This is a genomic window from Streptomyces milbemycinicus (assembly GCF_002154605.1).
GTDB classification, from domain to species: Bacteria; Actinomycetota; Actinomycetes; order Streptomycetales; family Streptomycetaceae; genus Streptomyces; species Streptomyces milbemycinicus.
Map to the genome: position 1 here is coordinate 1 of NZ_MUNE01000677.1, position 9,349 is coordinate 9,349.

Consider the following 9,349-nt stretch of genomic DNA (forward strand, 5'->3'; position numbering starts at 1 on the left):
TTTTTAAAAGGGGTGGGGTGTCCGGGGGCCTGCTGGCTCAGTCTGCGGCGAGCCGGCCGAAGACGTCTGCCTTGACGGCGCGTATGAAGGCGCTGAACGTGCCAGGCGTGGCGGTGAGGATGGCGTCGGGGGCGTCGCTCTCGCGCAGCCGCACGGTGTGGTTGTCCCCTGCGGAGACGTAGACGCAGTTCGCCGCGTTCGGGCTGTAGGACGACTTCCGCCAGTTATCTGTGGACACATGCGCTCCCTAGATCAGATGTCCTGCGCGATGTGGTGAATCATGTCGCGTGACTCCACAGGTTGGAGGGCGCAGGCTTCCATCCGGTCCAGTACGTTTCGGTACCGGGCCAATTGTGGCTGGGTGTCCAGGAACTCAGACCCATGGTCCGAATCGAGCTGGACGGTGTCGAGTCGCGGGACCTCTCCACCGCAGTAGACGATGCCCTGTCCGGACATGGGGAAGATCCCTACGCCGAAAGGGACCACCTTCACGGTGACGTTCTCCAGCTCACTCATCTTGATCAGGTACTCGAGCTGTGCGCGGGCTACGTCCGGCCCGCCGAAGCCCATACGCAGAGCGGCCTCATGGACGATCGCTGTCAGTGGGGTCGGCCGCTCTCCGTAAAGCACCGCCTGGCGTTTGACGCGGAACGAGACGCGGTGCTCCACCTCGTGCAGCGCCAGCGCGGGCAAGGCGTCGCTGATGAGCGCACTAGCGTGTTCTGTTGTCTGCAGGACCCCGGGCATGTGGAAGACGGACACGATCCGCATGTATGAGGCGTGGTGCTCGAGTTCGGCCAGGTCGAGCATGCTCGCGGGGAGGATCTCGCGGTACTCCTCCCACCATCCCCGGGTCCGCCCACCAGTCATACCGGTGAGCGCCTCGATCAGCTCCTCATCGGTGCACTCGTAAAGCCGGGCCAGGGCGCGCACCCGATCAGCGCTCACCGCGTAACCGCCTGCCTCGATGTTGCTGATGCGCGACTGGGTGGCCCCGAACAGCTCACCGGCCCGGGTCGCGGACAGCTCCACGTCCTCACGTAGACGGCGCAATTCGGCGCCGAGGCGTCGCTGCCTCACGGTGGGAGGGAGTTTGGTCCGGGCCATTGTTTGTTTCTCCTCGCTTGTGCATGCCCCGGCTATCACCCGATCGAGGGGTGTTGGGCTAGGAAGAACCTGAGTGATGGACTGTAGTCCAACGCGGGCCGTACGGTGTAACTCACATGCTCGGTCGGGGCGTTGCCTCGCTGGCGATCCGCCGCCCTGCCCAACTCCTCCTCGTGACGGGAGACTTCCATGGCCACCGTATCCCCCCAAACCCCCACCACCGCGTCGTTCGATTTCGACCAGGAGGCGTGCGCACTCGTGCTCGACACCGCACCCCGCATGTTCGCCGTGGTCCAGGAGTACGACCTGGAGACGGAGCACGCGGACGGCCACGTCGCTGCCTGGGGCATGGCGTACGGCGACGGCAGCGCGCATGTGATCGGTGTGGGCGGGGCGGTGACGATGTCGCTCGGTTCGCCGGAGCGCGCGGTGTGGCACTACGGGCGACGCAAGGGCGTCTCCGCCCGGCTGGTGTGGCTCGCTCCGGGGACCGGTGCCACGTTCGCTCGGGCCGAGGCCGCGTGAGGGCACCGAACGGATCTACCGGCGCACCCTTGGAGGGCAGAGGACGCATGAGCACGCAGCCGGTTCACGATGGTGGGGCGCTGATCCCCAGACCTGAGAAGACCTTCCCTGCTTTGCGGGCCGCGCTCGCGCAGGTCGCGCCCTCCCGCCTGGCGGAGATGGCTTCCGAGCGGGACACGGTCTTCACGATGGCCACCCAATCCAACACCTTCGGGCCGATCGCAATGTTCCAGCTCAAGTGGGCCACAGTGATCGAGATCGAGCGGTTTCCCGAGGTGGCCCGGCGCCTGCACGCCGCTGAGCAGGCCGCCCGGGCGCTCGACAAAGAGGATTCAAAGTGGCAGGCGGCCATGGATGAGATCCGGGAGGTCATGCAGGCCGCCCGCGCAAGGGTCGTCAGCGGGCGGCCTTGGTCCCTGACGTGAGAAAGAAGGTCACGGCGTAGGCGAAGCGGCCCGTGCTGACCGCTTGATCGAACTGGGCGACGAACCTGTCGGCGGCAGCCGGGTCGAGGTATCCGCGAGCGGCGGCTGTGTGGGCCCAGCTCCGAAGTCCCATCACGTTGTCGACGGCCGTGGGGTCCCGGACGACCAGAGTCCGGGCCTCCACCGTGACGTCTGCCAGCGCGCGGGCCGCGAGCATGCCGGCGTGGCGATGGGCCAGCGTGCCGTTGCGAAGATTGGCCTCGGCGCGGAAGCGCAGTACCTGGGCGGCGAGGTCCTGATCCTCGATGTCGAGGACCTGAGTGGAGTAGTCCGGGTCGGCCAGCACGATCCGCCCGCCGGGGCGGACCACGCGGGTCATTTCGTCGACGACCTGTTCGGGATCCGCCACATGCTGAAGCACGCGGTCCGCCCACGCCCCGTCCAAGCATGCGTCCCGGAACGGCAGATGGTGTCCGTCCGCGACGACGACGTGTGCGAGGCCTGCGGCTTTCATCGCGGTGGCCATTGTCAAGGAACTGTCCGCACCCACGGCCCGCGCCCCGGTCTCTGTATGCAGCGCCAGCGCGCCGGCCCCTGTACCGGCGCCCACGTCGAGGTAGCGCCCCTCCGGACGGGCCTGCAAGAGCTCGCGCAGCCGCCTTTTGTACGCGCCGTAGAACGGCTCGGCCGCCAACCGCTTCAGAACGTTGACGAGTTCGGCTGGCCGTGCTTGGCGGTCGACGGCGGTGAAGGCGTGCGGCACTTCGTGGGGGCTCATGAACGAAACGTAAGGGACGGACCAATGGCGAGAAAACGCCATCATCGTCCGAGCGACTGTTGGAGTCGCAATCCCGCCAGTATCTGGTCGGCGCCCTTGGTGAGCTGGTGGTCGCACAGCTTATGGAACGCCCGACACAGAGCGGAAACTTATGCCCACGGCTACCGTGTCCTCTGCCCGAAGCGCTGAATCTGCGAGTCGCTCAGCCATGACTTCATGGCTGGCGGTGGTCTCGGTCATGATGGGCATTTTTTCCATCGTCACGACGGAAATCCTGCCCATCGGCCTGCTGACATCAATCGGCTCAAGCTTCACCATCTCGGATGGAATGGCCGGGCTGATGATGACCATGCCCGGGTTCCTGGCTGCGCTCTCAGCCCCTCTGGTCACCGTGGCCACGGCGCGAATCGACCGCCGGCTGATGCTGTGTGCCTTCATCCTCTTGCTGGCCATGGCCAACTTCCTCGCCGCGGGGGCCTCCGGCTATTGGCTCGTGCTCATCTCCCGGGTGCTGGTGGGGATCACCATCGGCGGTTTCTGGTCCATCGGGGCAGGGCTGGCGAGCCGTCTGGTACCGGTCGATTCGGTGGGGCGGGCGACAGCGGTCATTTTCTCGGCGGTGCCCCTGGGGTCGGTGCTCGGTGTTCCGCTGGGGACCTTCATCGGAGACGCCACCAGCTGGCGAATGGCGTTCGTGGTCATGGGAGTTCTGGCCGTCGCCGTCTTCATCGCGCTGCTCATGGTGCTTCCGCCGCTCCCGCCCGAGCAGGCCACTCGTCTGAGCGTGCTCGGTGGCATGCTCCGCAGCGTCAGCACACGCTTCGCACTCGCCACGACATTTCTCATCGTGCTCGCGCACTTCGGCGCGTACACCTACATCAATCCATTCCTGGAGCAGGTCACCGGGGCGAGTCCCGGTCTCATCACCGTTTCCCTGTTCATCTACGGAGCCGCCGGAATCATCGGCAACTTCGTGGCCGGATCCCGCGCGGCCCGCTGCCCGCGCGCCACGTTCGCGGTCGCGGCGGCGATGATTTCCACCGCGACCCTGCTTCTGCCCGTGCTCGGTCAATCGCGTGCCGGGGCGATCGCTCTCCTGGTGGTGTGGGGAACGGCCTACGGCGCCGTCCCGGTCTGCTCCCAAACGTGGTTCGCCAAGGCGGCGCCCCACGCGCCGGAGGCGTCATCCGTGATGTTCACGGCGTCCTTCCAGGCCTCGATTTCGTTCGGGGCATTGGCCGGAGGCGTCATCGTCGACCTGTCCTCCCCTTCGACGGTCATGACGTTCGGTGGCGTGACCGCTGCTTTGATGGTGCTGGTCGCTTGGCGTTCTCACCTGATCCACGGGAAGTAGGAGAGGAAATGTCGGACTATCGGTACGAGCCGTGGACGGGCCGCCCCACGGAGTTCGGTGACCTCAGCCCGTTCACCCTGGAGCGGACTGAGTTCCGGAGTGTCTCCGACGCACCAGTTCACTGCTTCCCGGTCACCCTGCGCGGCCAGTTGATCGGCTACCTCTGGGGCTCGGAGACGACGGATGCGGCCGACTTCTGTCCCAGGAGGGGCATGGGGGCGGCCGGTTGGGATGCCCGAGGCCCGTGGAGAAGGCGCTTGAAGGAGGCGCGGGACGCCGGCTTCTCCGCGTGGGAAGCGGTGCGGTACTGGGTGGGAGAGCCGGAGGATCCGAGGGGCGGGGGCGTGGCCGCCGACGCCGAGGGACGGGTGCTGCCGGATTCGCGGGGGGTCCAGCGTCTCGCGAGCCAGGCCGTCGACGAGTAGGGGCGGTACCCGAGCGGCACCACTGACCCTCCGGCTGGATGTCCGCGTGCAGGTCAGCCGGTGCGACCGAGATGCATGACCATGATGGTGACGGTCGACTCCGTGATCTCGTACATGACCCGGTAGAAGCCCACGTGCATGCGGCGGAGATCCGGTGACCCGTATTCGGCGGTGCCTATTGGGCGCGGATCGACGGCGAGGAGATCGACTGCGGCGAAGACCTGCTGTAAGCCCTCGGGGTCGTCTTTGAGGAAGCGCGCCGCGGCATTGATCGCCGGGTCGTCCCAGATGATTCGGTAGTTCAAGCCTGCTCCAGGCCCAGCCGCTTACGGACTTCTTCGTGGGGGATGCCGGTGACTTCGCCGTTCGCTTGGCGGATGCGGTACTGGGCCAGTGCGAGGGCGTCTTCCAGATCGGCCAGTTCCTGGGGGTTTATCAGCACCGCCGCAGGCTGGCCGTGGTCCGTGATGGTGATGCGCTCGCGGGAGTGGGAGGCGCGGCGGACAAGAGACCCGAACCGGGCCCGGGCCTCCGTCATGGGCAGTACATCAGACATGTGCAGAACTGTACACTACTGTGCACTCTGGTTCCCATGGCTGGGTGCGGTCCTCCATGGTGGCTGCGTGGCGCGGTCCTCTGTGATCGGCACTCACGCGACGTCCCGAGGGTCCGGGGCCGGGCCGTAGGCCTCACCGTGGTCCCTGGTCAGGGCGGCGGCCAGCAGCTCCGGGTCGGAATAGACCTCGGCGGTGTGCTGCCACGCGATGAGCGCCTGGGGCGCGGACGCGCCGTTGCCGGCCGAGTCGGCCGCCCGCATGGTTTCGAACAGTTCGGCAGTGAAGGTGCGGACGTCGGCTATGGGCAGGAGGTGGACCCAGGAGTCCTCACCTTCCATGTCGGCGTCCTTGAGCGTGAACGATTGGCTGCGCCGCGTGGGGTGAGTCGGCGCCATGTTGTTGCAGGGTGACCCGACGCAGCCGCGCATGTGCGGACGGTTCGCATGTGTGATCTAGGTGCCGCCCCGGCGGTGGCGGGACCCGGCGGCCGTTGTCGGCGGGGGGCCGTACTCTGGAAGACCCCCGGCCCGTGAGACGTGTCGGGCCATTCGCGTTGTTCGCCTCCGGGATGGAATAGCCCCTTATGAGCCTTACCGGTCTGCTCGACGCCGTCGTACGGGACCCCGCGCTCGCCGAGGCGGTTCAGGCCGCCGCTGACGGCGGGCGGCACCATGTTGATCTGGTCGGCCCGCCGGCCGCCCGGCCCTTTGCCGTTGCCGCGCTGGCGCGGTCCGCCGGGCGGCCGGTGTTGGCGGTGACGGCCACGGGGCGGGAGGCCGAGGATCTGGCCGCCGCGTTGCGGTCGCTGCTGCCGCCGGACCGGGTGGTGGAGTACCCGTCGTGGGAGACGCTGCCGCATGAGCGGCTGTCGCCGCGGTCGGACACGGTCGGCCGGCGGCTGGCGGTGCTGCGGCGGCTGGCGCATCCGAGGGTGGACGATCCGGCGGCCGGTCCCGTGTCGGTGGTGGTCGCGCCGGTGCGGTCGGTGTTGCAGCCGCAGGTCAAGGGGTTGGGGGACCTGGAGCCTGTGAGTCTGCGGTCGGGGCAGAGCGCCGATCTGGAGGAGATCGTCGACGGGCTGGCGGCGGCCGCGTACGCGCGGGTGGAGCTGGTCGAGAAGCGCGGCGAGTTCGCGGTGCGCGGTGGGATTCTGGATGTTTTTCCGCCGACCGAGGAGCATCCGCTCCGGATCGAGTTCTGGGGCGACGATGTCGAGGAGATCCGGTATTTCAAGGTCGCCGACCAGAGATCCCTGGAGGTCGCCGAGCACGGGCTGTGGGCCCCGCCCTGCCGTGAGCTGCTGCTGACGGAGGAGGTGCGGCGGCGGGCCGCGGCGCTGGCCGAGGACCATCCGGAGCTGGGCGAGCTGCTGGGCAAGATCGCGGAGGGGATCGCGGTCGAGGGCATGGAGTCGCTGGCGCCCGTGCTCGTGGACGACATGGAGCTGCTGCTGGATGTGTTGCCGGCGGGCAGCATGGCCGTGGTCTGCGAGCCGGAGCGGGTGCGGACCAGGGCCGCGGACCTGGTGGCGACGAGCCAGGAGTTTCTGCAGGCGTCCTGGGCGGCCACGGCCGGTGGCGGGGAGGCGCCGATCGATGTGGGCGCGGCCTCGCTGTGGGGTATCGCCGACGTCCGCGACCGGGCGCGTGAGCTGGGCATGATGTGGTGGTCGGTGAGCCCGTTCGCGGCCGACGAGGACGTCGAGGAGGACACGCTCAAGCTGGGCATGCGCGCCCCCGAGACGTACCGGGGCGACACCGCCCGCGCGCTCGCCGACACCAAGGGGTGGCTGGCCGACGGCTGGCACACGGTGTATGTGACCGAGGCCCACGGCCCGGCGTCCCGTACGGTCGAGGTGCTGGGCGGCGAGGGGATCGCGGCGCGGCTGGACGGGGACCTCGCCGAGATCAAGCCGTCCGTGGTGCATGTGGCCTGCGGCTCGATCGAGTACGGCTTTGTGGACCCCGGCCTCAAGCTGGCCGTGCTGACCGAGACCGACCTGTCCGGGCAGAAGGCGGCGGGCAAGGACGGCGCCCGGATGCCGGCCCGGCGGCGCAAGACGATCGATCCGCTGAGCCTTCAGGCGGGCGATTTCATCGTCCATGAGCAGCACGGCGTCGGCCGCTATATCGAGATGGTGCAGCGCACGGTCCAGGGCGCCACCCGCGAGTACCTGGTCGTGGAGTACGCGCCCGCCAAGCGTGGCCAGCCCGGCGACCGGCTGTTCGTACCGACGGACCAGCTGGAGCAGATCACCAAGTACGTGGGCGGCGAGGCCCCGACCCTGCACCGGCTCGGCGGGGCGGACTGGACCAAGACCAAGGCGCGGGCGAAGAAGGCCGTCAAGGAGATCGCGGCCGACCTGATCAAGCTCTACTCGGCCCGTATGGCCGCGCCCGGCCATGCCTTCGGCGCGGACACCCCCTGGCAGCGCGAGCTGGAGGACGCCTTCCCGTACGCGGAGACCCCGGACCAGCTGACGACCATCGGCGAGGTCAAGGAGGACATGGAGAAGTCGGTTCCGATGGACCGGCTGATCTGCGGCGACGTCGGTTACGGCAAGACCGAGATCGCGGTGCGGGCGGCGTTCAAGGCGGTGCAGGACGGTAAGCAGGTCGCTGTGCTGGTGCCGACGACGCTGCTGGTGCAGCAGCACTACGGCACCTTCACGGAGCGTTACGGCCAGTTCCCCGTGGTCGTGAAGGCGCTGTCCCGCTTCCAGACGGACACGGAGGCGAGGGCGGTTCTGGAGGGGCTGCGGGACGGCGCGGTGGACATCGTCATCGGCACCCACCGCCTCTTCTCCTCCGAGACCAAGTTCAAGGACCTGGGCCTGGTCGTCGTGGACGAGGAGCAGCGCTTCGGCGTCGAGCACAAGGAGCAGCTGAAGAAGCTCCGGGCGAACGTGGACGTGCTGACCATGTCCGCCACCCCCATTCCGCGCACCCTGGAGATGGCGGTCACCGGCATCCGTGAGATGTCCACGATCACGACCCCGCCGGAGGAGCGCCACCCGGTGCTCACCTTCGTCGGCCCGTACGAGGAGAGGCAGATCGGCGCGGCCATCCGGCGTGAGCTGCTGCGCGAGGGCCAGGTCTTCTACATCCACAACCGGGTCGAGTCCATCGACCGGGCGGCTGCGCGGCTGCGCGAGATCGTCCCCGAGGCGCGGATCGCCACCGCCCACGGCCAGATGTCGGAGAACGTGCTGGAGCAGGTCGTCGTCGACTTCTGGGAGAAGAAGTTCGATGTGCTCGTCTCGACGACGATCGTCGAGTCCGGTATCGACATCTCCAACGCCAACACGCTGATCGTCGAGCGCGGCGACAACTTCGGCCTCTCCCAGCTGCACCAGCTGCGTGGCCGCGTCGGCCGTGGGCGCGAGCGCGGATACGCGTACTTCCTGTACCCGCCGGAGAAGCCCCTGACCGAGACGGCCCATGAGCGGCTGGCCACCATCGCCCAGCACACCGAGATGGGCGCGGGCATGTATGTGGCGATGAAGGACCTGGAGATCCGCGGCGCGGGCAATCTGCTCGGCGGCGAGCAGTCCGGCCATATCGCGGGCGTCGGCTTCGACCTGTACGTACGGATGGTGGGCGAGGCCGTCGCCGACTACCGGGCCTCGCTGGAGGCGGGCGGGGAGCCGGAGGAGGCCCCGCTGGAGGTCAAGATCGAGCTGCCGGTGGACGCGCATGTCCCGCACGACTACGCACCGGGGGAGCGGCTGCGGCTGCAGGCCTACCGGGCCATCGCCTCGGCGTCCAACGAGGAGGACATCCGCCACGTCCGCGAGGAGCTGACCGACCGCTACGGCAAGCTGCCCGAGCCGGTGGAGAACCTGCTGCTGGTCGCGGGGCTGCGGCTGCTGGCGCGGGCCTGCGGGGTCGGCGACATCACGCTCCAGGGCTCCAACATCCGCTTCGGGCCGGTCGAGCTGCGCGAATCGCAGGAGCTGCGGCTGGGGCGGCTCTACCCGAGGTCCGTGGTCAAGCCTGCCACCAAGCAGGTGCTGGTGCCCCGGCCGGCGACGGCCAGGATCGGCGGGAAGCCGCTGGTGGGGCGGGATCTGCTGGCGTGGACAGGGGAGTTCCTGACCACGATCCTGGGGGCGTAGCCGGGAGGCCTCGGGTTTGCGGTGGTTATTAGCCGCGACACGCCGACACCACGGCGTGTCG

General features: G+C 68.5%; 11 protein-coding genes. 5 read left to right on the forward strand and 6 right to left on the reverse strand.

Annotated elements, in window-relative coordinates:
* Window positions 1–37: 37 nt before the first annotated feature.
* The gene (locus tag CCN51_RS42445) at window positions 38–238 is read right to left on the reverse strand and encodes a DUF397 domain-containing protein (protein ID WP_014176916.1); all 201 of its coding nucleotides are present in this window, start codon (window positions 236–238) and stop codon (window positions 38–40) included.
* A 14-nt stretch (window positions 239–252) separates the two neighbouring features.
* Window positions 253–1,107: a helix-turn-helix domain-containing protein gene (locus CCN51_RS42450; protein WP_014176915.1), complete on the reverse strand. Its 855-nt coding sequence runs from the start codon at window positions 1,105–1,107 to the stop codon at window positions 253–255.
* A gap of 189 nt (window positions 1,108–1,296) precedes the next feature.
* Between CCN51_RS42450 and CCN51_RS42455 the strand changes: the two genes are divergently transcribed.
* Both CCN51_RS42455 and CCN51_RS42460 read left to right on the forward strand, forming a co-directional pair.
* On the forward strand, window positions 1,297–1,632 hold the full coding sequence (locus CCN51_RS42455) for a hypothetical protein (RefSeq protein WP_014176914.1): 336 nt from the start codon (window positions 1,297–1,299) through the stop codon (window positions 1,630–1,632).
* Window positions 1,633–1,679: 47 nt separating this feature from the next.
* Entirely contained in the window at window positions 1,680–2,057 is a 378-nt protein-coding gene (locus CCN51_RS42460; protein ID WP_014176913.1) for a hypothetical protein, read from the forward strand.
* On the opposite strand, the gene CCN51_RS42465 is transcribed toward CCN51_RS42460, so the two are convergent.
* The gene (locus CCN51_RS42465; protein WP_043486955.1) at window positions 2,029–2,835 is read right to left on the reverse strand and encodes a methyltransferase domain-containing protein; all 807 of its coding nucleotides are present in this window, start codon (window positions 2,833–2,835) and stop codon (window positions 2,029–2,031) included. The genes CCN51_RS42460 and CCN51_RS42465 overlap by 29 nt on opposite strands.
* A gap of 151 nt (window positions 2,836–2,986) precedes the next feature.
* Here CCN51_RS42465 and CCN51_RS42470 point away from each other — a divergent pair, with 151 nt between their 5' ends.
* Both CCN51_RS42470 and CCN51_RS42475 read left to right on the forward strand, forming a co-directional pair.
* Window positions 2,987–4,189, forward strand: a complete 1,203-nt coding sequence (locus CCN51_RS42470) for an MFS transporter (RefSeq protein ID WP_043486953.1) — start codon at window positions 2,987–2,989, stop codon at window positions 4,187–4,189.
* An 8-nt stretch (window positions 4,190–4,197) separates the two neighbouring features.
* Window positions 4,198–4,614, forward strand: coding sequence for a hypothetical protein (locus tag CCN51_RS42475; RefSeq protein ID WP_014176910.1), 417 nt, complete (start codon window positions 4,198–4,200; stop codon window positions 4,612–4,614).
* Window positions 4,615–4,667: 53 nt separating this feature from the next.
* Here the strand turns inward: CCN51_RS42475 and CCN51_RS42480 are convergent, their stop codons facing one another.
* The 3 genes from CCN51_RS42480 to CCN51_RS42490 form a co-directional block, all read right to left on the reverse strand.
* Window positions 4,668–4,919, reverse strand: a complete 252-nt coding sequence (locus CCN51_RS42480; protein WP_014176909.1) for a type II toxin-antitoxin system RelE family toxin — start codon at window positions 4,917–4,919, stop codon at window positions 4,668–4,670.
* Window positions 4,916–5,170 carry a type II toxin-antitoxin system Phd/YefM family antitoxin gene (locus CCN51_RS42485; RefSeq protein WP_043486950.1) on the reverse strand — a complete coding sequence of 85 codons (255 nt, stop codon included), beginning with the start codon at window positions 5,168–5,170 and terminating at the stop codon, window positions 4,916–4,918. The genes CCN51_RS42480 and CCN51_RS42485 overlap by 4 nt, the downstream gene beginning before the upstream one ends.
* Before the next feature lie 93 nt (window positions 5,171–5,263).
* Window positions 5,264–5,509 carry a hypothetical protein gene (locus CCN51_RS42490; protein ID WP_014176907.1) on the reverse strand — a complete coding sequence of 82 codons (246 nt, stop codon included), beginning with the start codon at window positions 5,507–5,509 and terminating at the stop codon, window positions 5,264–5,266.
* A 245-nt stretch (window positions 5,510–5,754) separates the two neighbouring features.
* Here CCN51_RS42490 and mfd point away from each other — a divergent pair, with 245 nt between their 5' ends.
* Complete coding sequence (gene mfd / locus CCN51_RS42495) at window positions 5,755–9,288, forward strand: transcription-repair coupling factor (RefSeq protein ID WP_086860797.1); 3,534 nt, start codon at window positions 5,755–5,757, stop codon at window positions 9,286–9,288.
* Window positions 9,289–9,349 lie beyond the last annotated feature (61 nt).

Excerpts from the sequence above, each read along its gene's own strand:
- mfd (WP_086860797.1), top strand. The coding sequence starts at position 5,755 with ATGAGCCTTACCGGTCTGCTCGACGCCGTCGTACGGGACCCCGCGCTC.
- CCN51_RS42475 (WP_014176910.1), top strand. The coding sequence starts at position 4,198 with ATGTCGGACTATCGGTACGAGCCGTGGACGGGCCGCCCCACGGAGTTC.
- CCN51_RS42485 (WP_043486950.1), bottom strand. The coding sequence starts at position 5,170 with ATGTCTGATGTACTGCCCATGACGGAGGCCCGGGCCCGGTTCGGGTCT.
- CCN51_RS42455 (WP_014176914.1), top strand. The coding sequence starts at position 1,297 with ATGGCCACCGTATCCCCCCAAACCCCCACCACCGCGTCGTTCGATTTC.
- CCN51_RS42465 (WP_043486955.1), bottom strand. The coding sequence starts at position 2,835 with ATGAGCCCCCACGAAGTGCCGCACGCCTTCACCGCCGTCGACCGCCAA.
- CCN51_RS42470 (WP_043486953.1), top strand. The coding sequence starts at position 2,987 with ATGCCCACGGCTACCGTGTCCTCTGCCCGAAGCGCTGAATCTGCGAGT.
- CCN51_RS42460 (WP_014176913.1), top strand. The coding sequence starts at position 1,680 with ATGAGCACGCAGCCGGTTCACGATGGTGGGGCGCTGATCCCCAGACCT.
- CCN51_RS42450 (WP_014176915.1), bottom strand. The coding sequence starts at position 1,107 with ATGGCCCGGACCAAACTCCCTCCCACCGTGAGGCAGCGACGCCTCGGC.
- CCN51_RS42490 (WP_014176907.1), bottom strand. The coding sequence starts at position 5,509 with ATGGAAGGTGAGGACTCCTGGGTCCACCTCCTGCCCATAGCCGACGTC.